Raw genomic sequence first — 26,388 nt, forward strand, 5'->3', positions numbered from 1 at the left:
TAACGAACGATCTTACTATTCGTTCATAAAAAAAGCGGCTCAAATGAGCCGCTTTTGTGTGTTTACGTTACAGCTTAATCAATGTCAGTTTCTTTTGGTGGCTCATAGCGGCGTATTTGCACCACCATGCCAAATAAAGGGTGATCAAAATAGTGTAACTGTTTAGAAATCACTCTACGTAACTGATCAAAGTGAAAGCTTTGTAAAAAGTTATTCGGTTGCACATCGGTATCACCGGGTAAGCGCAGGGTAATAGGCGCTCGGTAGTCTAGATTGCTGTCAATGTGCAAGTAGGGCGTGCGACCTAAATTTTCTAGGTACACCTTAAAGTCACCCTCTAACTGCCAAAGCGGTTTCTCTGAGACTTGAATGAAATCTTCTGCGTCGATACTGGCGTCAGCAGGAGCGTCCTGACTAAAATCAATGACCTTTGCAGGCTCTGGCGAAGCGAGCGCAGCATTAATTTGCGTAAATAAGGCCTGATTAGATAATCCTTTCTCCGTGTTATCTTCATTTTGCTGCGTGTTCATAAAACGTGGATCTAACACTTCGTTTAACGGCGTTTCTTCTTTGCGTTGACCATCTTGGTCATACGCTTGCGCGTAATTTTCACCGGCAATTAATCTAAACGGCTGGGCGTTGTCTTTGCCGAATACCACAGGCTGGCGCCATGTTAAATGCAAAATTGGGGTGAGATCTTTCTGCCAGCGGATATGTTCTTCAAGTTTTTCTAGCTGTTGAGCTGATTTAGGCAACAGGTATGGACTTTGACGATTAGGCCATTCCACGCCATCAATATTGCGGGGTATTCGCTCAGGTTGACTGACATCAATAGGCTTGTCATAAGGGCCTGCCAGTAACACGCGGTCTTGTTCGAACGCGCAAGGAAGCGATTGAGGAATTTGCCATTTAACCCAGGTTGGCTCCGTTAAAGTAGGACTCGTGCTAGGCGTAACTTGTGCGCCGCTTTGACTGACATTATCGCTACCACTGTAGACCCGGGTATCAATGGTGCTTGTTGAGTTATTTGCTACCGAGCTGCTTTGCGCGCCCCGTAGCTGATCAATCAAGGCCGTGGTTTCGTCTGCTGCCGGCTCATCTTGTACATCAAGATAAGAATAATCCGTTTCTGTAAATACCGTGTTTGCTAAGGTGAATTGGCGCTCATGTTGTTCTTTTTGATTTACTTCAACACTGGCATCACACGAAGGTAAGCCAGCACTCATGTAGGTCAGATCCGGCGTAATATAATCACTGATTAAATCGAATGCCGTTGGCGATGCAAATTCTGGTGCTTTATGGGCAAAGCTTTCAGCGATACTTTGTGCCGCAATATCTCGCTTAAACACAATCACTTCAACATCAAACCACCAGTCGTTAGCGTGCGCGGTATTGTGCAGGCCTAACGTGCAGCTTAAGGCGAGCAGTGTCATGCCAAGCTTTGGCTTTCGCGCTGTGGTAGGTTGGTTTTTGGTGTTAACAAAACTAAACATATTTGGCATTAAGCGGCTCTTAATTGCTGGCTAAACTCATTTAACATATCCAGGATAAGTTGCAGCCTATCGCTGGCGGATTGTGTTGGTACATTGAATTTCAATTTGTTGGCGCCTTCAAGTCGATAAATGCGCGGCTGTGATTGTATCAGTTTAATGATAAAGCTTGGGTCGATTTGGGTTTTATCTGAAAACTCAATCGCACCCCCTGCATTGTTGGCTTCAACCTTATTAATACCGACTTTCTTGGCCACTAATTTCATCTGGCTGATTTGCACTAAATTCTTAGCGGCATCAGGCAGTAAGCCAAAGCGGTCGATCAATTCAATTTGCACTTCATTGATTTGTCTCTCGTTTTTGCAGCTAGCGAGCTTTTTATACAAAGACAAACGGGTGTTCACATCACTGATGTAATCTTCTGGGAATAGTGCAGGCAAGCGCAATTCGATTTCCGTTTGATTAGCAAGGGCGGTGTCAAGTGACGGCTCTTTGCCATCTTTTAACGCTTCAACCGCTTGCTCTAACATTTCCATGTACAAGGTAAAGCCGACCGTGGTGATTTGACCGGTTTGGTCGTCTCCGAGCAATTCACCGGCACCGCGTATTTCTAGATCGTGAGTAGCAAGGGCAAAACCTGCGCCTAAATCTTCCAGCGAGGATATGGCATCCAGACGTTTTTTGGCGTCTTTGGTCATGCGTTTAGGGTGCGGCGTTAATAAATAGGCGTAAGCTTGGTGATGAGAACGACCCACACGGCCACGCAATTGGTGTAACTGAGCAAGGCCAAGATGATCCGCTCTGTCCATGATAATGGTATTCGCTGATGGCACATCGATACCGGTTTCAATGATGGTGGTACACACCAACACATTGTGTCGCTGGTGGTAGAAATCCCCCATGACCTTTTCAAGTTCCCGCTCGCGCATTTGGCCATGGCCTATGGCAATACGTGCTTCAGGCACCATTTCGGCAATTTCGTCAGCGGTACGCTCGATACTATCTACTTCGTTGTGCAGAAAGTACACCTGACCACCGCGCAGAATTTCCCGCATGATGGCTTCGCGGATAAGCTCTTTGCTACGTTGGTTTACAAAGGTCTTGATCGCTAAACGTTTGGCTGGCGGCGTCGCAATAATTGACAAGTCGCGCATGCCGGAAAGCGCCATGTTAAGCGTTCTCGGTATGGGCGTGGCGGTTAAGGTCAAAATGTCTACGTCTGAGCGCAGAGCTTTAAATTTCTCTTTTTGGCGTACGCCAAATCGGTGCTCTTCATCGATAATAACTAAGCCCAAGTCATCAAATTTCACATCACTTTGCAGCAGTTTATGGGTGCCCACTACAATATCCACTTTGCCATCGTCGAGTCCGGCCATGACACCTTTTTGGTCTTTGGCACTGCCAAAACGTGACATCACTTCTATCTTAAACGGCCAATCAGCGAATCTGTCTTTGAAGTTTTCATAATGTTGCTGGGCAAGCAAAGTGGTGGGGACCAAGATTGCCACTTGTTTACCTTGATTCGCTGCGATAAAGGCAGCGCGCATAGCGACTTCGGTTTTACCAAAGCCCACATCACCACACACGAGTCTGTCCATGGCGTTACTGCTACCCATGTCTTGAATAACAGCGTTGATGGCTTGTTGCTGATCTAAGGTTTCTTCAAAGGGGAAACTGTCGCTGAAAGCTTGGTATTCGTCCCAGGCAATTTTATAAGAGTAACCGGGCTTGGCTGCGCGCCTAGCGTATACGTCAAGTAATTGTGCGGCCACGTCTCGCACGCGCTCTGCGGCTTTTTGCTTGGCTTTGCTCCAGGTCTCGGTGCCTAGATTGTGCAAAGGGGCTTTTTCTAAATCACCACCGCTGTAGCGGCTAATTAAATGCAGCGCGGATACCGGCACATATAACTTGGCTTCTTTGGCGTATTCAATGGTGAGGTATTCTGTGGTGATCCCGCCAGCATCTAATGTTTGTAAGCCGAGGTAGCGACCCACGCCGTGATCTAAATGCACCACAGGCTGACCAATGGCCAGTTCAGCCAAATTGCGAATAACGGCGTTTTCGTCAGTGGCTTGGCGTTTGTCACGCAGACGGCGCTGACTGATCTTATGCCCGAGCAATTCGGTTTCGGTAATAAACGCCAGTTCTTTATTGTCTTCAAAGAGCACGAAACTGTGTTCGGCCAAGCCAATGGTAATACCTACTAGCTCTTTGCTTTTTTGAAATGCATCTAGGTGTTCAAACGCTTTGGGTTTGATGCCCGCTTTACCCAATAAATCGAGCAGGCTTTCACGGCGACCCTGAGATTCAGCGCTAAACAGCACTTTACTGCCGCTTTTTTGCCAATCAGCAACCCGCTGCTTAAGCGTTGCCCAGGGCACTTTGTTTTGTGATTTTATCGCGATATCACCAATCGTGCGGGTGTCGTAATTGGTGACGCCAGCTTTTTGCTCCTTGGCATCTTGCTCTATGGTGATCCGTGGCCACTGCTTTAACGCGCCGAAGAGTTCTTCATTGCGTAAAAATAAATCCGCGGGTGCCATCAGCGGGCGACTGAGGTTATAACGCAGTTGCTCGTAGCGCTCGTTAACATCAGTCCAGAAGAAGTCACAGGCCTTGGCTAAATCGCCGTGCATCATGAGCAAGGTGTCTGGGTGTAGATAATCAAACAGGGTGGCGCTTTGCTCAAAAAACAGCGGTAAGTAATATTCAATGCCGCCAGGCATCATGCCTTTACCGACTTGGTAATAGATAGACTCTTTAGAATTATTGGCGTCGAATTTTTCTAAGTACTGCTGGCGAAACAGTTTTATGCCGTCTTGATCAGTAGGAAACTCACGCGCCGGTAGCAGCTTAATTTCGTCAATTTTATCCCCTGAGCGCTGGCTGTCGGGGTCGAAATAACGAATGCTGTCGACGTCATTATCGAATAAGTCGATACGAAACGGCTGCTGACTGCCCATGGGGAATAAATCGATAATGCTACCGCGAATCGAAAATTCACTGTGGCCCATCACCTGATTGACATGTTGGTAGCCAGCGCGCTCTAACCCTAAACGGAACGCGTCTATGTCTAAGGTTTGATTGACCTTTAAAAACAACAAATACTTGCTGAGGTAATCTGTTGGTGCCATGCGCAGCATTAAGGTATTAACCGGCACGATGAAGACGCAGTTCTCCGCCTGAGTGAGGCGGTATAAGGTTTCTAAGCGCTGTGAAATGATATCTTGATGAGGGGAAAAGTTGTCGTAGGGCAGGGTTTCCCAATCGGGGAAAAGCTGCACCTGGACGTTTTTACCCTGTAAGAAAAAGCTGAGTTCTTTTTCTAATTTCATGGCGCTTGGGGTATCTGCCGTTACCAGCAAAATAGGGCCTTTGGTCTTGCCCGCAGCGTTGGCAATAGACATTGCCAAACTACTGCCGTGTAAATTGCCCCAGTGAATTGCATCTCGTTGGCCTTTGGCCAAGGTCGGATTAAAAATACTTGCTGTCATCTAAATTAGTCGTTCTTTTGTTGCTTGGCGCGTTTGCGTAATTGCGCCGTTTGAAGATGTAAACTGGCACGTACCAGAAGATCCTGATCTTCTTCACGAATGCAGTTATAAATAAGTGACACATGATACTGCTCGCCTGCCTGCTGGCACTCAATGACTTCGCCATAGCAAAAAATGGCGGAGGCCTCTTCCTTTAGAAACAGTTTTAGCTCGATAATTTGCTCAGGCTCGTAGGCTTCATCGCACTTAACGATAATGCCGCCACCGCCGAACTTTACTGACTCGTAAGCTAAGCTTGGGTCGTCTTGTTGCTGCAATACCAAGGACATTAACAAATCAATTTTGCGAGATTGCGCATTTAAAAAGTTGGCCAGCTCGACAGCATGTTCCCCCATGTTACGCAGTGGGCGTAACGCTTGGGCATCAATGGCGGTTGCTTCACTAGCCACTCGAAACGCGTAGGGCATGTGCTCCCCTAAGTCATCGACATCGGGCAAGGTAAAGCCAGCCGCAACGGCTTTAAAATTAACCCGTATGGCATGCTCTATGGTGAAAAATTCATTGAATTGTTGCTGTTTTTCTTCGAGGCTAATGCCGTGCATGTATTCTCCGAAAATGAGTATCGTTATTCACTGTGGCCCAAGGGTCTATCTTTATCGACCGGCTAACGGTTAATTTAGCATTTTACGCGGCAAACCCTAGTTTGGCTCATTGTAACCTTGTTTGCGCTATGACCAGAGCGTATTATTCAAAAAACGTTTTACTTTACCATGAGTTAAACGATTATGACTGTAGTCATTTATGCTGTGCGTTTTGTTAAATAAAGTCAGTTTACATAAACAGACTTTACCTAAACACAGTCTAATGAGGCACCGCGTGATGTAACCTGCACGCCGAATTATCCCTAACCCTTTGCTAAGAGTCCATTGCTAGCATGTTTCACTCTGTTTCTGCATTTATCGGTTTGCGCTATGCAAAATCGTCTAAAGGTAATCAATTTATCGCCTTTATTAACGCCTTCTCTGCGATTGGTATCGCCCTTGGTTTAATGTCTTTGATTACTGTGTTGTCTGTAATGAACGGATTCGAGGGAGATTTGAAAGATCGCATTCTTGGCATTGCGCCGCACATAGTGGTAGATACGCGGGGTGAAAACGAGCAGATCATTTCGAGCTTGTCACAATTACCGGGTGTAACCGCCACCAGTGACTTTATTGAGTCTGAAGGCGTGGTGCAGTCATCGCGCAGCTTAGAAGGGGTGATGATACAAGGCATTGAGCCCCAAACCACTCATGAGCACTCCATTATTGCCAAGAATATGTTGGTCGGGCAGATCGCAGATTTAACCCCGGGCAGTTATGGCATTCTCGTCGGTCGAGCATTATCAACGCGCCTAGGGTTGAGGGTGGGTGAGCAAACGCGCATTTTATCTGCACAGGGCAGTGTATTTGGGCCATTTGGGCAAATGCCGAGCCAGCGTTTATTCACTGTGGTAGGTGTGTTTGATGTGGGCTCAGAGCTTGATGCCAAAGTGATTCTAATGAACATCAATGACAGTGCTAAGCTGATGCGTAATAAGGTCAGCCGTATCGCTCAAACGCGGTTATTTTTGCAAGATCCGTTTGAATACAAGACGGTGGTCGACAAGGTCACTGAGCTTGGCCTTAAAAGCGACGACTGGCGTACGCGCCAAGGCCCGCTGTTTGATGCCGTTAAGATGGAAAAAAACATGATGGCCTTAATGCTGCTGCTCATTATCGCGGTGGCGGCCTTTAATATTGTGTCGGCGCTGGTGATGGTGGTGACTGAGAAAAAAGGCGATATTGCTATTCTACTGACCCAAGGCTTGTCGCGCGGGCGCATTATGCAGGTCTTTTTGGTTAATGGCTTATACAACGGTATCAAAGGAACGCTGTTTGGCGCAGCGGGCGGTTTATTACTTGTCAGCCAACTAAACAATTTGTTGAGCTTATTTAATGTGCCGATTATGGCGGCTACCGGCGGGGCAGGGTTGCCCATAGTCATGCATTGGCATCAGGTGGTGATGCTTATTCTGTTTTCCTTGCTGCTGTGCTTTGCTGCCAGTATTTATCCTGCTTATCGGGCGGTGAAGGTTAACCCAGCCAGTGCGCTTAAATATGAATAGTTTTATTGCCGAGTCAGGTCACTCGTCACAAATTTGCCATAATCGCCATCTCTTATCATAAGATTTCAGTGTATAATGAGCGATGATTTAAAATTAGCACGCTGATTTGTTAGCTTAAGCAGTCAGTGGCACTCCACGCTTTAAAGGGTTTTTCGATGGAAAAAACATTTATTACCGCTCAGCAATTACTAGAAGATTCATTTCGCTTAGCATCAAAAGTGTACGAAGATGGTTTTCGTCCGCATTTTATTATTGGCATCTGGCGCGGCGGTGCGCCAATTGGTATTGCGGTGCAAGAATACTTCGATTTTAAAAAAGTAGAGACAGACCACATTGCCGTGCGTACATCGTCTTATTACGGTATCGATCAACAATCAAAAACCATCAAAGTGCACGGTTTGCATTATTTGATTGAAAACGCCAATGCCGAAGATGACTTGCTTATTGTTGATGACGTGTTTGATTCAGGCCGCAGTGTTGATGCGCTGATTAAGCAAATTAAGAAGTTGTCTCGCGCGAATATGCCGAAAAACATTCGTATTGCTTGCCCTTACTATAAGCCGCAAAACAATAAAACGGACATAGTGCCAGACTACTTTGTACACGAAAGTGCCGAGTGGTTGGTATTCCCTCATGAGATTTCAGGCTTAACCCCAGACGAAATCATCAATGGCAAAACAGATTTAGCCAACGTACGCGACATATTGGTGTAATAACGCCGCGTTTGTCTGTGTAAAGAGGATTGAAAAAGGAGCCTAGTTGCTCCTTTTTTTTGTGATTTTTTAAGCTTTTTACAGGTATTGTTCAAGCCACTTTGACTCGCTTGCTAGCGCAAATGCAAAACCTTCGAATCAATAAAGCAAGCTTTCGCTAGGCAATTAAAAGGTAAACAACTCAACGCTATTGTCTTTTTTCCAGCGTTTTTTGGCCGCGATCTGCTCGAAACGTTTTTCTGATTTGTACTGCCAATGCTTGGTAGCAGCAATGAGGTTTTTGCTACTGTCTTTAATCCATTCACTTTTCGCCTCTTCTGAAACGAACATATACAGCTTACCTGCCTCAATGGTGTAAATTGAAGGGTCTGCGATGACGTCTTTTTCCATTACCAAAGAGTGGGCGCAAAGCGCGCCAAATTGCGGCAAGTACTGTGCAGGGTTATTAGCGAATTTCTGCTGATTAACTTCATTGGCGAATAAATAACGCTGACCCATATACACGGCTTGAAACGCATCGTTGCCCTGTTTAGCGCCGCTTAGATTAAAGTAGGTTGTGGGGTCAAACCCTTGTAGTGCTAATGTCGCTTGTTTTTCAACAGTGGCCCTGTCGACCGATTCGGCGAACGCGATATTCATTGTTAAAAAATAAAACCCAAAGAGTATCCCTGTGATTTTCATTAGTTTCTTGCCTAGCATGTGTGTATTCCTTTTTGAACTGCGCTTTATCTAACGCTTTATATAGCGTTCTATTCAGCTTTTTTTTGGAGCGTTTTTGTTACGAACCAGATATTTGTATAAGTAAAGACAAGGTCAGCGCCAATAATATTGCACGCCAATGGCAAATACTTCCGCTGGTGGCTTCTAAGGTTTAGCAACATGCCGTCAAACAGGTGGTAGCCTAAATGAAAATAGCGCTATATTAGGCCTTACCTCTGTTTGCTTTTACGCTAGGTTTACGATGAAAATAACGGCCTCACAAAATGCTTCTAAAATAACCTCAAAGACAGCGCCAGAACAGAAGCAAACACAGGAGCAAGAAAAACAACAAGGGCAAGAACAGATACCCAATCAAGAAAAAGCAAACAGCCAAATCTATACCCAAGCGCGTCAGTGGCTATTAGACTTCCCGGATACAGTCGAAGACTTTCCGTTTGGGCCTGAGGTAGCGGTTTTCAAAGTCAAAGGTAAAATGTTCGCTACGCTCTCTTTGGGCAAAGCGACTCCCCATGCTAATTCTCACACTACCAGTATTATCGGCGCGAAAGCGCAGGCCAGTGATGAGAGCACTAAGGGATGCAGTAAAGAGGGTTGTAAAGAATGCAGTAAGGAGGCCAGTAAAGTGTATTGGATGAACCTAAAGTGCGATCCTCACGAGGCAATTATGCTGCGAGACGTTTTTGGCGCAGTCATCCCCGGGTATCACATGAATAAACAACATTGGAATACCGTTATTTTGGATGGCAGCCTGCCAGCCGGCGAACTTCAACGAATGATAAAACACTCCTTTATGCTGGTGGTGAATAAGCTGCCGAAGAAAGCCCAGGTATCTATTCTGCTTCACCTATAGTTAGTGCCCAGCTTGAAAGCGCCTAGCTTGAATGTACCCAGCTTGAAAATGTCTAGCTGAAAATTTCGTTAGCGGTGGGGACTCACTTGATCCAGCTTTGCTCGGTGCGCCCCAACGAAACACTGATGTAGGTAAAAGCGCTGTCATATTCACGCTGTCGTATTCACGCTGGCATAGTCATTGCTGCTTACTTATTGAAGCACGTCTGTGCGCAACGGGTGTTCAGGCGATTTTCGCAATATTTTCTCAACAAAGGAGATAATGATGAATCAAGATCAAGCTGAAGGAAATTGGAAACAATTAAAAGGTAAAGCCCAGCAGAAGTGGGGCGATCTTACAGATGACGACGTAGACAAAATGAAAGGCAGCCGCACCGAACTGGTGGGCAAAATCCAAGAGAAGTACGGCAAGTCTAAGGAAGAAGCAGAGCGCGAGGTAGACGACTTCTTCGATAGTCATTAATCATCGGCCATTCGCACCATTAAAATTACCATTGAAAGCGCATGAAGAACTGTTTCTTCACGCGCTTTTTCTTTTTCACTCCCCCTTCTTTTTACGTTTACTGGTTTTCAATTCAATCCCCTCTGGCCGCATTGGGTGATGCATACCGGCATGGAATCATCGATGTCCAACACGTGAAAATCTTACAATGAGGTAATAAAATTATTCATGAAATCAATACCGAGTGGAGCGATTTTTGATAAACGAACCCAGGCTCAACCCCACGTTTTATATGCGTTTTTCAACTTATAACGTCCGTTGGCACGTTTGAAGCATTGGTTAAAGTCCACTCATTGTTAAAAGGAATAGTTATGTTACGTTGGGCTGTTATATTTTTAGTTATTGCACTGGTTGCTGCAGTGTTAGGATTCGGCGGAATTGCAGGCTCTGCAGCCGGTATCGCAAAAATCATTTTCTTCGTATTTTTAGTCCTACTGGTTATTTCAGTGGTGATGGGCAGAAGGAAAGTCTAGCTACCTTAATTCATGATCAGGCTGCCAATGTGCAGCCTTTTTTTTATTGATAGCGTACAGCCAGTTTTCAGCTAGCTTTTCGCTCCGCCTCAACGAACCAGTTTTATCATTCTTGTCCCAATCCGCTCAATCTCAACTTTACCCTTTCGCAGAAAACGCACTTTGTCACTGGGAGTACTAAATTTTGGCCTGTCGATACCTGTAAATTGATAGTTGTAAAAGAGGCTATAGCGCGCAAGCTAACAACCAAGATGAGGCCGCTATGCATGAGATGTCTGTGCCTAGAAAGGGATTGAACTAGCGCAGTGAACAGATAAATTTTAGAAAATTTTGAATACTGTTGACTATGAGTTTACTGTATATAAAGTCAGTACTGATACGTGGGCAAGGTCCTCTTATTTCGCTACCAAGATGCGCTATTTTGTATGATTTTAATTACGGTCAAATAAGTCCTGCTCAAGTTAAACTTTTGAGGTATTTTGATTGCTATTGAACCAGCGCAAGTGTCAATGGAAATAAACAATAAAATTGAAGAAAAGGCCGTTTATTTACCCAAATAAGCTGAGTCGCTCCCATATTCTGTAAAATGACCCAATCGCTCGTATTTGTTCTTATCACTTTATCCAGATCGTCAGTTTTCCTATATGTAGCATTATGATAGTTAGTTTGGTATTAATAGCAAAAGCAAAAGCAAAAGCAAAAGCAAAAGGATAAAAGTGAGCGATGCGTCGGCAGAAAAACGCGCTATATGAAATTGTTAGCTATCAGGGAGGAAATTGTGTGAATGAAGTAGATTATGCTAAACAAATGCTGGATAACCGAGAGCAAGGTATTTCAGTCCTCCATAGCCTGAGAAAAATGAAAGGAAGGCTTTTATTCCGCCTATTTATTTTGTTCATTTCCGTAGCTTTCTACTTCACACTAAATGACGCGCCCATTTTTCTTTTGATTGTTGGAGTGGTTATTGGAACTACTCTCCAAGATATTGGATGGCTACAATCAATTTCGAAAGCTTGGCCTTTTACAGCCAAAGTAATTAACTGGAATCAGGTAACGGAAATGGCGCGCAATGATAGCTAACAAGGGCATTATGCTGTTCGCAAGCTCACTGGGAATTTTACTCGCTGGCTTCGCCAAAGCGCCCCTAAAATCCCCATATGCAAAGCGTTATGTTCAAAAGGATAAGTTGTGCACAATCATCTGTTAATAGAGTTCGCTAAAAGAAAACCTTTTCAACAAACACCTGAAATGCCTGAGGGGAGTGAATTTGATCACACTAGAGGAATATGGATGTATGAAAATAAACCATTAGTGAGCCATTCGTCGAAGTTCGGAACACAGGCAACTAAAAAGTGTGATATGGAAACAGGTGAGGACCAGAAAGGAGAATGATTGGAACCTGCCTTATATTATCGAGTATCTACGACTTCTCAGTAGATCTGGTTATTCAAGAGCTAGAAAAAAAAAATACTGATTACTTACGAATCAACAAAGAGAATCTCCACAATTATGAAATAAGATTAAATCCTGTAACAAAAGAACTCCATATTGCAGGTGAAGGGATAAATAAAACAATAATAAATGTAAAGTCAATTTGGTTTCGACAAGCAGTATTTTTGAGAAATACTCCTGGCGATGCCTTAAGCCTTGAAGAGCAACTATCTAGATCACAATGGTCAGCCTTTTTAAGAGGTTTAATGGTTTTTGAAGATTCATATTGGATGAATTGGCCTGCAAGCACATATGCAGCAGAATCAAAACCTTATCAATTGATGATTGCATCAGAATTGGGATTTAAAGTTCCAGATACAGAGATTGGGAATAGCTTTAGAGATTCAAAAATATTAAGCAGAAAAGTTATAGTGAAATCCTTAGACACTGTATTACTTCGAGAAGGCGATGACTGTTTGTTTACTTACACATCTGATGTTGAACCATCGGAACTTACCAACGATCGAATTAGTAGCGCTCCCTTAACTGTACAGCAGTATATTACTGAAAAGACAGATATTCGGGTTACAATTATTGGTGATGACATTTTTTCAGTCAAAATAACATCTAACGGCGCTGGAATAGAAGATGACTGGAGGCTCACAGAAAGAGAGCTTATAGAATATACAGATATTAAATTGCCCATTGATTTGATTGAGAAATGTAGGAAATATATGAAGAGGCTAAGTCTAAATTTTGGAGCTATTGATTTTATTGAGAGCAATGGGAACTATTACTTCATTGAAATTAACCCTACAGGCGAATGGGGCTGGCTTTCTAATGAAATAAGAAAAATCGAAACATATATTGCAGACGCACTATCACAATGAAATTAATACAGTTTTTTAAACAGCTTCTAAGTACCCCTTTTCCATTTATTCATCTATATGGCTTAGAAAAAAGAAAGCTTGCTGAAGCTAGTGATTGCTTAGCTAAGGCTAATTCTTTCTTTTATAATCTAGATAGAGCGGTTGTCGAGAGTCGACTAAAAGAAGAGCACTTAAGATCAAAGCTTATCGATGATAAAACTTCAAAATTCAATCTTGGGTTAAGTTTATGCCTGACAATAATTGGAGTAGCGGCCACAACGGTTGCTAAATTATTACCTGATCACGAACTAAAACCACTAATAATAGCCTCTTTAAGCATTGCATCTTTATACATGCTTATTGGTGGTTTAGTTTCTTTATCTGCTTTTAAACTGATGCCTACATACGGATATGGAAGTTGGTTTGAATACCTGAAATCTGAAAATGAAAGGGTAGAAACAACTAAAGCCCTCATTGGTCAAGAAAAGGTCAACTTGATAAAACAAGTTCGTAATGAAGTTGCATACCAATGCCTAAGAAATGGTTTTGTTAGCCTTTTTATCGCACTAATAATTATAAGTTATACATCTGTACTTAATGCATACGCGACATCTCCAAAAGCAATGTCTTTAATCAGCTATTTAAAATGCTTGTTTAGTCAGTTGGTGAAATTTTGACATACAAGTTGCTTAAAAGGACAAAAAACAGTTGGTTTTTGCTCATTCTTCGCTTATTTTAGCCAACTATTTTTCGCCTCTTAGCAGGGCGCTGGGGGATCCCCTCATAGAATTGGTCTTCCTTCTTTGTGAACCCAGGTAATATATTGGGCGATAGCCCATGTCATTTGAGCTGAGTTCATCCTGTAATCTTTTGCCCTTTTCCTGACTTCTCTGCCTAGTCTAATGATAGATAACACGCGCCGATGACGGATGGTGTTAGCTTGAAATGCTCTTTCCCAGTTTTGCTTCACGGCGATGATACCGAGTAGCCGTAATAGCCATTCTGCGAGCATCGCTATCAGCAGTAATATGTCGAATCGTTTGGTACAGCGACTGTTGCTGTGACGCAGTCCCATGCCGTATTGAGGGCTTTTAATATCACGGAAAGTTTCTTCTATTTGCATTCGTCTTGCATAAAGGGAAACCAGCTGTTTTGAGTTAAGTTTATCGTTCTCGGGAAGGTTAGTGGCGAGTAGCCAAGGCTCTTTGCTACCCGCACGATAGCTTTGCTGGGCGGTGTGGTTTCGCCCTGCCTTTGAAGAGCGTTTATCCTTTCGATGTTTGGCCTTTGCTTTGTACAAATGCAGGTGTGCATGAAGCGGGCTTTTACGCCCTAATTGCCCACACCCAAGGTATTTGGCGCGAGAATTTGCACTGGGATAAAACGACTTATTACTTTGCCATGATGCTTGCCCATCCCGCTTAAATCCCACATCACCGCGCACTCGGCCTAGCCAGAACCATCCATGCTTTTCGACTTCACGAAACCAAGGGTTACGATAGCCTGCATCGGTCACAATCAACGGGCAACAACCCGACGGCAGAATACTCGCTAACTCGCATAAAAAGGGGTTATGACTGACAGGAGAGTTGTATTCACCGAATGAAAATACGCGCTCATAAAGCGTGACAGAGCGTCCTTGAACACTGACCGATGCACGTAAGGTTAAATGCCTGAGCTGCTCACGCACATCAGACCAATCCACAAGGACAACGGGCATGGGGTTAGCACCGCAAAGCAAGCGAGCGTGCCAACGATAGATGTCGAGCCGTTCATTATGTAGGTTGTTATTACCAAGCAGCCTGTCGATGCGTTTAATGTTGTGTTTCGGGGCCACGGATCCTGAGATATTTCGTCCCAATTCGGTCAACGACAGTTGCTGACCATCTAGCAAAGATTGGGTGGCAACCATCAAAGAGGAAAGACGTTTGGCATGTAGATTAGGGCATTGCTTTTTAAGCAAATCGTGTAAGATATGAATATCACGCATGGTGTTGTTATCTGGTTGGTTTTTGGCGAAATTTATAAGATCAAATGGCGCTATGCGTGTCTATATTATTGTTTCTGCTCATAATTATGAGGGGATTCGTTAGAGCAGGGCGTTATGAATCTCAGGGAGACCGCAAATGTTTGAAAATCTGAACATGGATACCAAAGATATAATAATGACATCTGCGGTTATTCTTGGTCCTATTTTAGCCGTTCAAGCTCAGAAAATTATTGAGAAGCTTCAAGAAACTAGAAAAAGAAGAATGGCCTTATTTAAAACGCTCATGTCTACAAGAGCTGAAAGACTTAATCGTGATCATGTCCAAGCTTTGAATATGATAGATATAGATTTTTATGGAAGGTTGCTTCCATTTATAAAGACTCGATATCAAACTAGAAAGGAACAGGCTGTGACACATGCTTGGAAAAGCTATAACAGCCATTTAAATCAAAAAGATGAATACGAAACACTTGATCAGTGGATTAAAAAAGGTGACGAATATTTTACAAATATGCTTTATGCAATAACGCAGGCATTAAACTACGACTATGACAAGGTCCAGTTGCAGCGTGATTGTTACCGCCCTATAGCGCATGGGAATGTAGAGAATACACAACTAGCCATTCTTAGTGGTTTAGATCAAGTTGTGAACAAAGGCCGCCCTCTGCCAATGTATGTGGTCAATTTTCCGCAGCAAGAGCAGGACGGCGAGCAAGATATTCATAACAAGTCAATGCAACCGTCCGCTGACGCGTCGGCTGATTGAAGCGTTGAATGTCCGCTCCTTGTCTTGAGCGGACTACTACAAATAAAGAACCATTATAACTAAAAATAGGGTTGTGCTTTTCAACAGGAATTACAGAGACACCCATGGTAACTAATTGAACTTCTAGAGAAGAAGTTAGCCTCAAAAAATCTTACTTGATTACTCGCTGCATATTAGAAGCTGAGGTTTTGAAACAGGGAAGGGCGTGTTATTAGAATTACTCTGGCTAAGTATCACAGCGCTTCACAAACAAAAAAGGCTCTTCATTTCTGAAGAGCCTTTTCATCGCGATGTTTGGTGGAGCTGGCGGGAGTTGAACCCGCGTCCAAAAAACGTTAACCGTCGGTACTACATGCTTATTCTGTCTTTTATTTAACTATTTCGAACTCCGGCAGACAGGATTTCTCATAGCGGGCCTAATACTGTTTCGCGGTTCACCCTTAGACAAGGTTCCCTCGCTATTCTGCTGGGATGACCTTCCGAACCTCTACTAGCAGAAAGAGTATGAGTGGAAGGGCTTAGCCGTTTATTAAGCGGCTAGAGCGTAGTTTTCGTCGTTTGCGACTATTTAAATGCGGCTTTTTAAGAGGCAAACCGCTCCTCTGCATGCACCTAAAGCCTCAAGAATCTTGTCGAATCCAAAATCAGCCCCAAATGTTGTTGGTTGCAAACTACCAACGCGGAGCATTGTACCATAGACGCGGGGGAAATCACTAATATGCGTAGCGAATGCAGCTAATAATTCGCTTTATTGCCCAGTTTGCTCAACGTTTGCGTAAAGTTTGTTCAGACAAACATTAGCCATCTGCCCAGCATTTGTTCAATAGAGTCATTCGGCTGTCTAGGCGGTCCGCTTTGCGTTGTATTTGCTCTAACAAAGCGGCTGTGCTTCTTGGCGTTTAGCGTTAAATCGCATAAGGATTAAGCCATGGCCAAAACCATCTTTTGTTGTGGCAGCAGAGGGTATTTCAGCTAATGGAAAACCAGGACGTTGAGCGTATCTCATCAGCTGTATTTGGCGCACGCTAGCTTTGGTGTATTTTCTGCTTTTCGTTTACCAAGTGGCTTAAAGGTAGAAAATCGCCTAGTCGAAGCTGCAACGAAAGAAAACCTTGGGATCATTGAACAGGTGCTGTCTTACAACTTACTCACCGGGTATCGTACTAACACCTTACTCACCCAGTATCGTAAATGGGCTGAAGTGGATTGGGCCTCATTTACTCAATCAGTGGCAAGATAACCCTGCTGTTACGAAGGCGTTATCCAAGGTGACATGGAAAGACAAACCCCGTCAGGATTGGCAGCCATAGCATTGGTGAACAGACAAATCGCAGAATAGGCGAGGGGAAACCCAAAGAGAAGTTACCACCGGTAATCAGCCTGATATTGGATCAAATTCGCGGCCAAGCTAACGAAGCGGTATGGCAAACGTTTTAGGGATGGGCTGGGTTAAAAAGGCGCTGTTGCGCCTTTTGTCGCGGTTTTTTTTTGCGGCTTTTGTGACAATGAATGTATATAGTTCACCGCATGGGGCATAAAGCCTAGACTTTATGCTTCATCATGCGTTCTTTGTCTCTCGCCCAATCTCGGTCTTTCACGGCATCACGTTTATCATGTTCGTGCTTACCTTTACCTAAGTAAATTTCGACTTTTACCCAGTTTTTCTTCCAGTACATGGCGGTGGCTAAAATTGAGTAGCCTTGGCGCTCGACTGAGCCTATCAGTTTGTCGAGCTCACGTTTGTTGAGTAAGAGTTTGCGCTGACGCAAAGGCTCACATACTACGTGGCTTGATGCTTGGTTAAGAGGTTGAATAGTACTACCCACTAAAAAGGCTTCGCCTTTGTGTAAGGTAACGTAGCTGTCAGACAAATTGACTTTGCCTGAACGAATGCTTTTAACTTCCCATCCTTGTAATTCAATGCCAGCTTCGATTTTATCTTGCAAGATATAGTCGTGCCGCGCCTTTTTATTCAATGCGATGGTGTTGTTAGTTGATTTTGACTTCTTTGATTTCATGGCGCCGTATTATAATGGTTGTCTAACGGGGTACAACAAAAATCACTGATATTGAAATAGATATCTGATTTTATGCTAGTATTTTGCGCCTATAAAAACCGACTGACCCATTTCAAGGGGAATTGATGCCTAATGTGACCCGCAGCGCTCTGGTAGCGTTTAGTGCTGAATCAATGTTTGATTTGATAAATGACGTGCAACGTTATCCAGAATTTTTACCTGGTTGTGCTCAGACAAAAGTAACCCATGCAGACGAACACAGCATGGAAGCCTCTTTGCTGATTTCAAAAGCGGGTATCAAACAATGGTTTAGTACGCGTAACGAGTTATCTCGCGGTGAGTATATTAGAATGAACTTGCTCGACGGGCCTTTCTCAGAACTGCGTGGCGGTTGGACCTTCAAGGCGCTTTCTGACAGCGCGTGTAAAATCGAATTAAATTTAGATTTTGCTTTTTCGAGTCGCTTAGTGGAAATGGCCTTTGGCCGTGTTTTTAATGCGATTGCAGCGAATATGGTGGTCGCTTTTACACAGCGAGCTAAAGAGATTTATACATGACTGACAAACAAATTAATCTAGAGGTAGCCTATGCGCTGCCTGATCGCCAAGCCTTGTTAGAAGTGGTGGTTGAAATGGGCCACACCGTTGAAGAGGCGATAAAGGCATCAGGTATACTGCAGCGCTTTGACGATATTGATCTGTCAAAAAGCAAAGTCGGTATTTGGAATCGTACCTGTAAGTTAAGCGATGTACCCCAAGATGGTGATCGAATCGAGATTTATCGCCCATTAATTGCCGACCCTAAAGAAGCGCGTCGCCGCCGAGCAGAAAAAGCCAAAGAGGAAGGGCGCGCCAATAAAGTCACTGGTGGGCGCGCATAGTCATCTTTACGCGCTAGGGCTTAAATGTAGTTAGCTAGCCTAAAACCTTAGCCCTAGTGCCTCACATAAAAACTTCTGTAAAGGCTGCGCTCGGCCATAACGGGTCGCGGCCAACTCACACACGTTACCTTCTAATAATTGCTTTTTATCCAGCGGACAAATAGCAATAAAATCTTTGCGCTTAATTTCTTCAATCATTGGGGATTCAGTGTCGTAGCCTTTCGGTGGACGGATCAGGGAATCGCCTGCCATATGGTAATACTCAGTAAACGGGGCGTGCTCGATAGCATCTTGATAGACCGAAGGTTTACGCTGAATATGCTCTCGAATAGCGCGCAGCGCATCGGGTTGCGGGTGCCATGTGCCCACAGCAAGGAAACATTCTTCACTGGCAATATGCATATAAAACCCAGGAGAGTGCACGTCTTTGCCTATTTCGTGGCGAAATTGTATGCCCACATTGGTTTTATAAGGGGACTTATCTTTTGAGAAGCGCACGTCTCGATATACCCGCATTAATGAGCCTCCCATTTTCTTGGGCGTGGCTTCATAATGGGGAGAAATCATCGGGATCCAGTTCTGCATCTCGGTAATAAATTCAAGCGCAGGCCCGCGCACTAAGTCTTCGTAACGCTGTTTATTCGCATTGAACCACTCCCTGTCGTTGTTTTTTTCTAGTTGCTGTAAAAACGTAAATAGGGATGGGTCGAAGTGGGTAAACATAAGCTGGCCTTATAGAATGTTTGCGACCAGCTTACTGATTGGTTATGGCAAATCAATAACAGTGGTTGTGACAATTGTTACAGATTCTTTTGTACGGTAAAAAATGTCAGCAGTGTATTTTTTTGGCGGTGTTGAGTGCCTCTTACCGTAACTCTTCCAGTACCTTTGAGTGCCTCATGGGTAACCGGTGCGTTATTTACTAGTACTTCTTGCGTTGCAGGCCTGTGGTAGCCAATATTTTCGCTGAAATTTCTTCAATAGAATAACGAGTACTATTTAGAAAAGGGATTTTTTCCTTGCGGTATAGGTTTTCAACTTCGCGCAATTCCATGCGGCACTGCTGCAGCGACGCATAACGGCTGTTGGCTCGGCGCTCAGAACGTATTTGATGCAGGCGCTGAGCTTCAATGGTTAAGCCAAACATTTTGTCTTTGTAACGTTTGAGGGCAGGGGGCATTTTTAAAATATCTCCCATGTCTTCTTCGGTGAAAGGGTAGTTTGCCGCCTTGATGCCGTATTGCAGCGCTAAATATAAGCTGGTGGGGGTTTTACCTGAGCGTGATACGCCAACCAAAATAATATCGGCTTCGTCATACTCTTGTAAATTTGATCCATCATCGTTCGCCAAGGCGTAGTTAACTGCTTCTATTCTGATGTCATAGGTTTTTTCATGAATGCTATGAGTGCGATGTTTTTCCGGTTTTGAAGGCACGCCCAAAACGATTTCCAATGGGGCAACAAATTGGTCGAGAAAATTGTAGTTAATGCCCACCGATTTAGAGATTATTTTGCGCACTTCGGTATTCACTATCGTGTAAAACACTAAAGGGCGCTGACCATCATCTTGAAAACTTTCAGATATTTTTTTAACAACTTGTTTCGCTTGTTCTTCAGTTTCAACAAAAGGAACCGTGATATGTTCGAACTCGATCGTGAATAATGACAGCAATGCATGGCCAAATACCTCCGAAGTTATCGCTGTTCCGTCTGAAATATAGTAAGCCGTTCGCATAACATTTCCTTAACAATGTAGTAATATAATTACATAAATAAATTAAATTTTACTTTCTTCTGAACTGCATTCTAAAATCCCTCACGTAAAAAGCTAGGCACTTGAGAAATATAATTTTTTTCGACGTTTAGCAGGCGTCATTTTGACTAACTATCTGGGGTTGTCATCGTTGGCAGCTTTTACAATTGAGTTCATCTTGGAGACGAATTAAATGCAAGAAAATGTGCTTTGGTATCAGCAATTGGGAATGGACGACGTGGGCGTTGTCGGTGGTAAAAATGCATCCCTTGGCGAAATGATTTCGAATCTTTCAAATGCTGGTGTACAAGTACCCGGTGGTTTTGCTACGACTGCGTCAGCGTTTAATCTTTTCTTAGAACAAAGTGGCCTTGAGGCCCGCATTCACGATTTGCTTGATACGTTGGACGTGAATGACATTCCTGCCTTGGGCGAAGCGGGTAAAACGATCCGCCAGTGGATCATCGACACCCCATTTTTGCCTGAACTAGAAGCAGACATTACATCTGCATTCAAAACCTTGCAGGGTGATGCAGGAGACGAAGCGTCATTTGCCGTACGTTCATCTGCAACGGCTGAAGACATGCCTGATGCTTCATTCGCCGGACAACAAGAAACATTTCTAAACGTAAAGGGCATTGATGCCGTGATGGTTGCCATCAAGCACGTTTATGCCTCTTTATTTAACGATCGTGCCATTTCTTATCGCGTGCACCAAGGTTATGACCACAAAGGCGTGGCATTATCTGCAGGTATTCAACGCATGGTACGCAGTGACTGCGCCGCGTCAGGCGTGATGTTCACCATTGACACTGAATCAGGTTTTGAAGATGTGGTATTTATCACCTCATCATACGGTTTGGGTGAAATGGTGGTGCAAGGTGCCGTTAACCCAGATGAATTTTATGTACACAAGCCTACATTAGACAAAGGCTTGCCAGCAGTGGTACGTCGTAATCTCGGCAGTAAATTAACCAAGATGATTTACTCTGATGATTTGAGCCATGGCAAGCAAGTGGAAATTGTTGATATCGACAAAGCCGACAGTGTGGTTTTCTCACTGACAGATGACGAAGTTCAAGAGTTAGCCAAACAAGCGCAAATCATCGAGAAACACTACAAACGCGCGATGGATATCGAATGGGCTAAAGACGGCATCGACGGTAAACTTTATATCGTACAAGCACGCCCAGAAACAGTTCGCAGCCGAGAAGACATTCAAGTGATTGAGCGCTTCCGCTTAAACGGTAAAGCGAGTGTTGTATGTGAAGGTCGCTCTATCGGTCATAAAATTGGTGCTGGCGTGGCAAAAGTGCTTGGCTCCATTGAAGAGATGGACAAAATCCAAGCCGGTGATGTGTTGGTAACTGATATGACCGACCCTGATTGGGAGCCCATCATGAAAAAAGCCTCCGCGATTGTCACCAATCGTGGCGGGCGCACTTGTCACGCAGCTATTATCGCTCGTGAGCTGGGTATTCCGGCTGTTGTCGGCTGTGGCAACGCCACAGACCTGATTAACAACGGTGACAATATTACCGTTTCATGTGCCGAAGGCGACACAGGCTTTATCTATGGTGACGTGCTCGATTTTGACGTGGTGACGTCTCGCATCGATTCTATGCCTGAAATCCCCCTTAAAGTGATGATGAACGTGGGTAACCCTGACAGAGCGTTCGATTTCGCTCGCTTGCCGAATGAAGGCGTTGGCCTTGCACGTTTAGAGTTCATCATCAACCGTATGATTGGTGTGCATCCAAAAGCCTTGCTTAACTTTGATGCCCAGCCGTCAGAGCTTAAAGAAGAAATCAGCGAAATGATCGCGGGTTACGCATCGCCAGTTGAGTTTTATATTGAGAAATTAGTAGAAGGGATCGCCACAATCGGTGCTGCTTTCTCACCTAAGAAAGTCATTGTGCGTATGTCTGACTTTAAATCCAACGAGTACTACAACTTGGTGGGCGGGTATCAGTACGAGCCAGATGAAGAAAACCCTATGTTGGGTTTCCGTGGTGCGAGCCGTTATATTTCTGAAAGCTTCCGTGACTGTTTCGCACTTGAATGTGAAGCCATTAAGCGGGTACGTAATAAAATGGGTTTGACGAATGTCGAGATCATGATCCCATTCGTGCGTACGCTTGAAGAAGGTCGCAGCGTTATCGAATTGCTTAAAGAGCAAGGTTTAGTGCAAGGTGAAAATGGTCTACGCGTCATTATGATGTGTGAATTACCGTCGAATGCATTATTGGCTGATCAGTTCTTGGATATCTTTGATGGTTTCTCAATTGGTTCAAACGATATGACCCAGTTAGCCCTTGGTCTTGACCGAGATTCAGGCGTGATTGCTCATTTGTTTGACGAGCGAGACCCTGCGGTTAAAGCGTTGCTCGCAATGGCGATTCAAGCAGCGAAAAAACGCGGTAAGTACGTGGGCATTTGTGGCCAAGGCCCATCGGATCATGAAGACTTAGCCGCATGGTTAGTTGAGCAAGGTATCGACAGCGTATCGTTAAATCCAGATACAGTCGTTGAAACCTGGTTGTACTTAGGGGAAAAGCACAAGAAGTAACAGGCGCTAAAATACACCGCTGAATAACAATAATAATAAAATCAGTGCCCTACAGGTAAAAAGGCTGTCATGAGACAGCCTTTTTTTTTGGAATTTTTATTAAAAAATATTGTGCTAATGCAGGGGAGAAAGGCTTAAAAAAAGATAACCAAGTCGACGAAAAGAAGCTTAATCCCGTAATTTTCGATTGAGCAATACGCGGTCAAGCTTGGCGGATGAGCGAGCCATACTCGTTTGGCAACGTTTTAGCCAAGTTCTGGCAACAGGTACGTCAACACTGAGCAACAATAAACCTGCTAATACGAGCAACATTGAGCCTGGGATGATAAACAGCACAATGCCTGCAATAACCAACAGTGCGCCTAACCCAATACGTAGATTTTTCATTTTGCATATATTCCTTTTTTCAGGGTTCACTTTTACGACACGAATAGGAAAGTTGCAACTGCATACTTGTTACCGAGTATGACGTAAGCAAGTAGCAGGCGTTACAAGAGTATGGGATAAGGGCACAATTTGCGCAAAAAATTGGGCTGTACGGAATAATTAACCTAGATAAAAACTAAATAATTCCTTTCGCGTATTAGATGTTAGAGGCGCTTAGGTTGTACAATGGCGCGCAATTGTTAAACCGTGAGAAAAAAGAACATTATGCCCCAGCACGAATTACCCGCTTTAGACGTTGAATCCGGCCCGCAATCCAATTATCACGCTTTTTTCTCGGCTTTGAGGCGCAGTGAATTTAGTGGCGACATAGAGTTTAGCTATGCCAGCCGTCTTGCCGTGGCGACCGATAATTCTATTTATCAAGCGTTGCCTCAAGGGGTGGTGCTACCCAAGTCAGTGGCTGATTTACAAGTAATTGGTGAGCTTGCTAGTCAATATAACGATGTTGCTTTTAGCGCGAGAGGCGGCGGTACGGGTACCAACGGGCAGTCTTTGACGTCAGGCGTTATTGTTGACGTGTCACGGTATATGAACAACATTCTTGAAATTAATCCGCAAGAACGCTGGGTAAAAGTACAAGCAGGTGTGGTGAAAGATCAGTTAAACGACGCGCTTCGCCCTTATGGTTTGTTTTTCGCGCCAGATTTATCGACCAGCAACCGTGCGACCATTGGCGGTATGATCAGCACTGACGCTTCAGGGCAGGGCTCATTGGTGTACGGTAAAACCAGCGATCACGTTTTAGGCTTAACCTCTGTATTGGCTGACGGCACATTGCTAGAGACCGCCCCAATGGACATGGAGCAGGCCAAGCAGGTTGCACAGCAACAGAACATTACGGGTAGGTTAGTTAAACAAATTTTGACAACCTGTGTGGACAAGCGCGAACAGATCTTAGCTAAATTTCCTCGTATGAACCGCTTCTTAACCGGTTACGATTTAGAGCATGCGTTAAATGACGATTTAACCAAAGTCGATATTAGTCGCGTTATCACTGGCTCTGAAGGCTCCTTGGTGTTTGTGGCAGAAGCCAAACTGAACGTCACTCCTATTTCTAAACACAAAGCCTTGGTGAATATTAAGTACGATTCTTTCGAGTCAGCGCTGCGCCATGCGCCGCATATGGTGGCGGCAAACGCAACATCTGTAGAAACAGTTGATAGCAACGTTTTAAACCTAGCGAAGCAAGATATCATTTGGCATCAAGTCAAAGAGCTCATTAATGAGGTGGAAAACAAGGAAGTGCTGGGCCTAAACATGGTCGAGTACAATGGTGATTCAGAAGAAGCGTTGCGAGAAAAAATCACCTTGCTGAGCGCTAAGTTAGATGCTGCGCTTGAAAGCAATGAAGGTGGCGTAATTGGTTATCAAATCACTTATGACAACGCCGATATTGGCAAAATTTATGCGATGCGTAAAAAATCTGTGGGGTTATTGGGTAAAACGAAGGGCCGTAAAAAGCCCTTGGCGTTTGTCGAAGATACAGGCGTACCGCCAGAGAATTTAGCTGATTTTATTATGGAGTTTCGGGCGTTACTTGATGCCCGTAATTTACATTACGGCATGTTTGGTCACGTTGATGCTGGGGTGTTACATGTGCGCCCAGCGCTGGATATGTGTGACCCTGAGCAAGAAGCGACAATCCCAGATATATCTAATGAGGTTTCGGCCTTGGTCGCTAAATATGGCGGATTATTATGGGGCGAACATGGCAAAGGCTATCGCAGTGAATATGCGCCGGCATTTTTCGGTGAAGAGTTATATGCAGAGCTACGAAAAATAAAAGCGGCGTTTGACCCTCACAACAAAATGAACCCAGGCAAAATCTGCACACCGATTGAAAGCAGTGCATCTTTAGTCAGTGTTGGTGGCGTGAAACGCGGTGAGTTTGACCGCCAGATACCTATTAGCGTGCGTGATGCATTTGAGCCAGCGATGAATTGTAACGGCAATGGTTTATGCTTCAATTATGACACCACATCCACTATGTGCCCATCGAGTAAAATCACTTCTGACCGTCGTCACAGCCCCAAAGGACGAGCAGGGGCAATGCGTGAATGGTTGCGTTTGTTAGCCAGTAATCAGGTAGACGTGAATGTCCTTGAATTACAAGGCAAGAGTCAGAACCTATTAAAGCGCTTGAATAACTCTATGGGAAAAGCCCAATCTAAGGACTTTTCCCATGAAGTGTTAGAAGTGATGGATGGCTGCTTAGCATGTAAGGCCTGTTCTAGCCAATGCCCTGTGAGCGTCGATGTACCCACGTTTCGAGCGCGTTTTTTGTCTATCTACTATCAACGTTATATGCGCCCCGCAAAAGATTATTTGGTGGGTAATATTGAAGCCATGGCGCCGCTGATGGCCAAAGCGCCAAAACTGGTAAATGCTTTTTTAAAACAAGCGTGGATGAACAAGCTTATTAAGAAAACGGTGGGTTATGTAGACACGCCGTTATTGTCTTCCCCGTCATTGAAAAAGCAACTCGCAGGACACGAAGCCAGTCATTTTAATTTAGGGACGTTGCAAGCCTTGAGCGCGAACGAGCGGGCCAAGAAAGTGTTGATTGTACAGGACCCGTTCACCAGCTTTTATGAAGCAGGTTTGCTGCATGATTTGGTTAAACTCGTTGAGTGCCTCGGATTCGAGCCTATTCTGTTGCCCTTTATGCCTAATGGTAAACCCCAACATGTGAAAGGTTTCTTGAAAGAATTTGCCGCGACGGCAAAAGACAGTGCAGACTTTTTAAACAAGCTAGCACCGCTGGGCATACCTATGGTGGGTGTCGACCCGTCATTAGTGCTGTGCTATCGAGATGAGTACAAAAAAGTGTTAGGTGATACCAGAGGCAACTTTGAGGTGAAGTTAGTTCACGAATGGTTAGCGACAATTACCTTGCCCGAGCAAGGCAACACGCCTGATACCGAGTATGCATTCTTCGGTCACTGTACAGAGAAAACGGCTCTGCCTGAAAGTGAGAAACATTGGCAGCAACTGTTCCAACGTATGGGCATGTCACTTACGCCGATTTCAGTGGGGTGCTGCGGCATGGCTGGTACGTTTGGTCATGAAGCAAGCCACCTAGAACAATCAAAAGGCATTTATGCTCTGAGCTGGGAAAAGGCTGTGGCGAAATTTAAGACTTCTCAAATCTTAGCCACTGGGTATTCATGTCGCAGCCAGGTTGCGCGTATAGAAGGTGAGAAACCTAAGCATCCATTGCAAGCGATGCTCGCGCACCTCTCTTAACACGCTTGTGCTAACGCGCACGCCTTAAAATG

The 26,388-nt window shown here is 44.3% G+C and carries 23 protein-coding genes and 1 other RNA gene; 14 read left to right on the forward strand and 10 right to left on the reverse strand.

The window, feature by feature from the left end; genetic code table 11:
• Window positions 1-74: 74 nt before the first annotated feature.
• Genes AC0VYA_RS08595 through AC0VYA_RS08605 form a run of 3 tightly spaced genes read right to left on the reverse strand, consistent with a single transcriptional unit; the run spans window position 75 to window position 5,586 of the window.
• Window positions 75-1,502, reverse strand: coding sequence for a CsiV family protein (locus AC0VYA_RS08595; protein WP_475490719.1), 1,428 nt, complete (start codon window positions 1,500-1,502; stop codon window positions 75-77).
• On the reverse strand, window positions 1,502-4,984 hold the full coding sequence (gene mfd, locus AC0VYA_RS08600) for a transcription-repair coupling factor (RefSeq protein ID WP_475490720.1): 3,483 nt from the start codon (window positions 4,982-4,984) through the stop codon (window positions 1,502-1,504). Before mfd ends, AC0VYA_RS08595 begins: the two co-directional genes overlap by 1 nt.
• 5 nt (window positions 4,985-4,989) lie before the next feature.
• Entirely contained in the window at window positions 4,990-5,586 is a 597-nt protein-coding gene (locus AC0VYA_RS08605; protein ID WP_475490721.1) for a PilZ domain-containing protein, read from the reverse strand.
• A 332-nt stretch (window positions 5,587-5,918) separates the two neighbouring features.
• Here AC0VYA_RS08605 and AC0VYA_RS08610 point away from each other — a divergent pair, with 332 nt between their 5' ends.
• A complete protein-coding gene (locus AC0VYA_RS08610; RefSeq protein WP_475490722.1) occupies window positions 5,919-7,130 on the forward strand; it encodes a lipoprotein-releasing ABC transporter permease subunit in 1,212 nt (403 codons plus the stop codon).
• A gap of 155 nt (window positions 7,131-7,285) precedes the next feature.
• The gene (locus AC0VYA_RS08615; protein ID WP_006994798.1) at window positions 7,286-7,843 is read left to right on the forward strand and encodes a phosphoribosyltransferase; all 558 of its coding nucleotides are present in this window, start codon (window positions 7,286-7,288) and stop codon (window positions 7,841-7,843) included.
• Window positions 7,844-8,008: 165 nt separating this feature from the next.
• On the opposite strand, the gene AC0VYA_RS08620 is transcribed toward AC0VYA_RS08615, so the two are convergent.
• Window positions 8,009-8,542: a YHS domain-containing (seleno)protein gene (locus tag AC0VYA_RS08620; RefSeq protein WP_475490723.1), complete on the reverse strand. Its 534-nt coding sequence runs from the start codon at window positions 8,540-8,542 to the stop codon at window positions 8,009-8,011.
• 364 nt (window positions 8,543-8,906) lie between these two features.
• Here AC0VYA_RS08620 and AC0VYA_RS08625 point away from each other — a divergent pair, with 364 nt between their 5' ends.
• The 6 genes from AC0VYA_RS08625 to AC0VYA_RS08650 all read left to right on the forward strand — a co-directional run bounded on the left by AC0VYA_RS08625 (window position 8,907) and on the right by AC0VYA_RS08650 (window position 13,364).
• Entirely contained in the window at window positions 8,907-9,413 is a 507-nt protein-coding gene (locus AC0VYA_RS08625; protein WP_475491049.1) for an MmcQ/YjbR family DNA-binding protein, read from the forward strand.
• A gap of 264 nt (window positions 9,414-9,677) precedes the next feature.
• Window positions 9,678-9,875, forward strand: a complete 198-nt coding sequence (locus AC0VYA_RS08630) for a CsbD family protein (RefSeq protein WP_011574555.1) — start codon at window positions 9,678-9,680, stop codon at window positions 9,873-9,875.
• A 350-nt stretch (window positions 9,876-10,225) separates the two neighbouring features.
• Window positions 10,226-10,387, forward strand: a complete 162-nt coding sequence (locus AC0VYA_RS08635) for a DUF1328 domain-containing protein (protein WP_006994792.1) — start codon at window positions 10,226-10,228, stop codon at window positions 10,385-10,387.
• Window positions 10,388-11,167: 780 nt separating this feature from the next.
• A complete protein-coding gene (locus AC0VYA_RS08640) occupies window positions 11,168-11,467 on the forward strand; it encodes a hypothetical protein (RefSeq protein ID WP_475490724.1) in 300 nt (99 codons plus the stop codon).
• A 308-nt stretch (window positions 11,468-11,775) separates the two neighbouring features.
• Window positions 11,776-12,708, forward strand: coding sequence for an MvdC/MvdD family ATP grasp protein (locus AC0VYA_RS08645; RefSeq protein ID WP_475490725.1), 933 nt, complete (start codon window positions 11,776-11,778; stop codon window positions 12,706-12,708).
• Window positions 12,705-13,364 carry a hypothetical protein gene (locus AC0VYA_RS08650; protein ID WP_475490726.1) on the forward strand — a complete coding sequence of 220 codons (660 nt, stop codon included), beginning with the start codon at window positions 12,705-12,707 and terminating at the stop codon, window positions 13,362-13,364. Before AC0VYA_RS08645 ends, AC0VYA_RS08650 begins: the two co-directional genes overlap by 4 nt.
• Window positions 13,365-13,468: 104 nt before the next feature.
• Here the strand turns inward: AC0VYA_RS08650 and AC0VYA_RS08655 are convergent, their stop codons facing one another.
• On the reverse strand, window positions 13,469-14,677 hold the full coding sequence (locus tag AC0VYA_RS08655; RefSeq protein WP_475490727.1) for an IS4-like element ISPat1 family transposase: 1,209 nt from the start codon (window positions 14,675-14,677) through the stop codon (window positions 13,469-13,471).
• A gap of 136 nt (window positions 14,678-14,813) precedes the next feature.
• Here AC0VYA_RS08655 and AC0VYA_RS08660 point away from each other — a divergent pair, with 136 nt between their 5' ends.
• A complete protein-coding gene (locus AC0VYA_RS08660; protein WP_475490728.1) occupies window positions 14,814-15,443 on the forward strand; it encodes a DUF6680 family protein in 630 nt (209 codons plus the stop codon).
• Between the two features lie 295 nt (window positions 15,444-15,738).
• On the opposite strand, the gene ssrA is transcribed toward AC0VYA_RS08660, so the two are convergent.
• Window positions 15,739-16,095: a transfer-messenger RNA gene (gene ssrA / locus AC0VYA_RS08665) on the reverse strand.
• A 339-nt stretch (window positions 16,096-16,434) separates the two neighbouring features.
• Between ssrA and AC0VYA_RS08670 the strand changes: the two genes are divergently transcribed.
• Complete coding sequence (locus tag AC0VYA_RS08670) at window positions 16,435-16,683, forward strand: hypothetical protein (RefSeq protein WP_475490729.1); 249 nt, start codon at window positions 16,435-16,437, stop codon at window positions 16,681-16,683.
• A gap of 301 nt (window positions 16,684-16,984) precedes the next feature.
• On the opposite strand, the gene smpB is transcribed toward AC0VYA_RS08670, so the two are convergent.
• Window positions 16,985-17,461, reverse strand: coding sequence for an SsrA-binding protein SmpB (gene smpB, locus AC0VYA_RS08675; RefSeq protein ID WP_006992410.1), 477 nt, complete (start codon window positions 17,459-17,461; stop codon window positions 16,985-16,987).
• A gap of 125 nt (window positions 17,462-17,586) precedes the next feature.
• Here smpB and AC0VYA_RS08680 point away from each other — a divergent pair, with 125 nt between their 5' ends.
• Together AC0VYA_RS08680 and AC0VYA_RS08685 are read left to right on the forward strand one after the other, a co-directional pair.
• The gene (locus AC0VYA_RS08680) at window positions 17,587-18,018 is read left to right on the forward strand and encodes a type II toxin-antitoxin system RatA family toxin (RefSeq protein WP_475490730.1); all 432 of its coding nucleotides are present in this window, start codon (window positions 17,587-17,589) and stop codon (window positions 18,016-18,018) included.
• Window positions 18,015-18,341 carry an RnfH family protein gene (locus tag AC0VYA_RS08685; protein WP_011574563.1) on the forward strand — a complete coding sequence of 109 codons (327 nt, stop codon included), beginning with the start codon at window positions 18,015-18,017 and terminating at the stop codon, window positions 18,339-18,341. Before AC0VYA_RS08680 ends, AC0VYA_RS08685 begins: the two co-directional genes overlap by 4 nt.
• A 39-nt stretch (window positions 18,342-18,380) precedes the next feature.
• Here AC0VYA_RS08685 and AC0VYA_RS08690 read toward each other — a convergent pair whose 3' ends face one another.
• Window positions 18,381-19,064, reverse strand: a complete 684-nt coding sequence (locus tag AC0VYA_RS08690; RefSeq protein WP_475490731.1) for a DUF2461 domain-containing protein — start codon at window positions 19,062-19,064, stop codon at window positions 18,381-18,383.
• Window positions 19,065-19,263: 199 nt separating this feature from the next.
• Window positions 19,264-20,076 (reverse strand): posphoenolpyruvate synthetase regulatory kinase/phosphorylase PpsR, encoded by an 813-nt coding sequence (gene ppsR, locus AC0VYA_RS08695; RefSeq protein WP_011574565.1) that lies wholly within the window; start codon window positions 20,074-20,076, stop codon window positions 19,264-19,266.
• Window positions 20,077-20,287: 211 nt separating this feature from the next.
• On the opposite strand from ppsR, the gene ppsA reads away from it, so the two are divergent.
• Window positions 20,288-22,663: a phosphoenolpyruvate synthase gene (gene ppsA, locus AC0VYA_RS08700; protein ID WP_473480017.1), complete on the forward strand. Its 2,376-nt coding sequence runs from the start codon at window positions 20,288-20,290 to the stop codon at window positions 22,661-22,663.
• A 168-nt stretch (window positions 22,664-22,831) separates the two neighbouring features.
• Here the strand turns inward: ppsA and AC0VYA_RS08705 are convergent, their stop codons facing one another.
• Window positions 22,832-23,050 (reverse strand): PGPGW domain-containing protein, encoded by a 219-nt coding sequence (locus AC0VYA_RS08705; protein ID WP_041713582.1) that lies wholly within the window; start codon window positions 23,048-23,050, stop codon window positions 22,832-22,834.
• A 264-nt stretch (window positions 23,051-23,314) separates the two neighbouring features.
• Between AC0VYA_RS08705 and ydiJ the strand changes: the two genes are divergently transcribed.
• Window positions 23,315-26,356, forward strand: a complete 3,042-nt coding sequence (ydiJ, locus tag AC0VYA_RS08710) for a D-2-hydroxyglutarate dehydrogenase YdiJ (protein WP_475490732.1) — start codon at window positions 23,315-23,317, stop codon at window positions 26,354-26,356.
• Window positions 26,357-26,388 lie beyond the last annotated feature (32 nt).

The sequence above is a fragment of the Paraglaciecola sp. QJM3NY_14 genome (genome assembly GCF_056173245.1).

What these genes read in the sequence shown, in the direction of transcription:
- AC0VYA_RS08595 (WP_475490719.1), bottom strand. Translation starts at nt 1,502, where the DNA reads ATGCCAAATATGTTTAGTTTTGTTAACACCAAAAACCAACCTACCACA.
- mfd (WP_475490720.1), bottom strand. Translation starts at nt 4,984, where the DNA reads ATGACAGCAAGTATTTTTAATCCGACCTTGGCCAAAGGCCAACGAGAT.
- AC0VYA_RS08605 (WP_475490721.1), bottom strand. Translation starts at nt 5,586, where the DNA reads ATGCACGGCATTAGCCTCGAAGAAAAACAGCAACAATTCAATGAATTT.
- AC0VYA_RS08610 (WP_475490722.1), top strand. Translation starts at nt 5,919, where the DNA reads ATGTTTCACTCTGTTTCTGCATTTATCGGTTTGCGCTATGCAAAATCG.
- AC0VYA_RS08615 (WP_006994798.1), top strand. Translation starts at nt 7,286, where the DNA reads ATGGAAAAAACATTTATTACCGCTCAGCAATTACTAGAAGATTCATTT.
- AC0VYA_RS08620 (WP_475490723.1), bottom strand. Translation starts at nt 8,542, where the DNA reads ATGCTAGGCAAGAAACTAATGAAAATCACAGGGATACTCTTTGGGTTT.
- AC0VYA_RS08630 (WP_011574555.1), top strand. Translation starts at nt 9,678, where the DNA reads ATGAATCAAGATCAAGCTGAAGGAAATTGGAAACAATTAAAAGGTAAA.
- AC0VYA_RS08635 (WP_006994792.1), top strand. Translation starts at nt 10,226, where the DNA reads ATGTTACGTTGGGCTGTTATATTTTTAGTTATTGCACTGGTTGCTGCA.
- AC0VYA_RS08645 (WP_475490725.1), top strand. Translation starts at nt 11,776, where the DNA reads ATGATTGGAACCTGCCTTATATTATCGAGTATCTACGACTTCTCAGTA.
- AC0VYA_RS08650 (WP_475490726.1), top strand. Translation starts at nt 12,705, where the DNA reads ATGAAATTAATACAGTTTTTTAAACAGCTTCTAAGTACCCCTTTTCCA.
- AC0VYA_RS08655 (WP_475490727.1), bottom strand. Translation starts at nt 14,677, where the DNA reads ATGCGTGATATTCATATCTTACACGATTTGCTTAAAAAGCAATGCCCT.
- AC0VYA_RS08660 (WP_475490728.1), top strand. Translation starts at nt 14,814, where the DNA reads ATGTTTGAAAATCTGAACATGGATACCAAAGATATAATAATGACATCT.
- smpB (WP_006992410.1), bottom strand. Translation starts at nt 17,461, where the DNA reads ATGAAATCAAAGAAGTCAAAATCAACTAACAACACCATCGCATTGAAT.
- AC0VYA_RS08680 (WP_475490730.1), top strand. Translation starts at nt 17,587, where the DNA reads ATGCCTAATGTGACCCGCAGCGCTCTGGTAGCGTTTAGTGCTGAATCA.
- AC0VYA_RS08685 (WP_011574563.1), top strand. Translation starts at nt 18,015, where the DNA reads ATGACTGACAAACAAATTAATCTAGAGGTAGCCTATGCGCTGCCTGAT.
- AC0VYA_RS08690 (WP_475490731.1), bottom strand. Translation starts at nt 19,064, where the DNA reads ATGTTTACCCACTTCGACCCATCCCTATTTACGTTTTTACAGCAACTA.
- ppsR (WP_011574565.1), bottom strand. Translation starts at nt 20,076, where the DNA reads ATGCGAACGGCTTACTATATTTCAGACGGAACAGCGATAACTTCGGAG.
- ppsA (WP_473480017.1), top strand. Translation starts at nt 20,288, where the DNA reads ATGCAAGAAAATGTGCTTTGGTATCAGCAATTGGGAATGGACGACGTG.
- AC0VYA_RS08705 (WP_041713582.1), bottom strand. Translation starts at nt 23,050, where the DNA reads ATGAAAAATCTACGTATTGGGTTAGGCGCACTGTTGGTTATTGCAGGC.
- ydiJ (WP_475490732.1), top strand. Translation starts at nt 23,315, where the DNA reads ATGCCCCAGCACGAATTACCCGCTTTAGACGTTGAATCCGGCCCGCAA.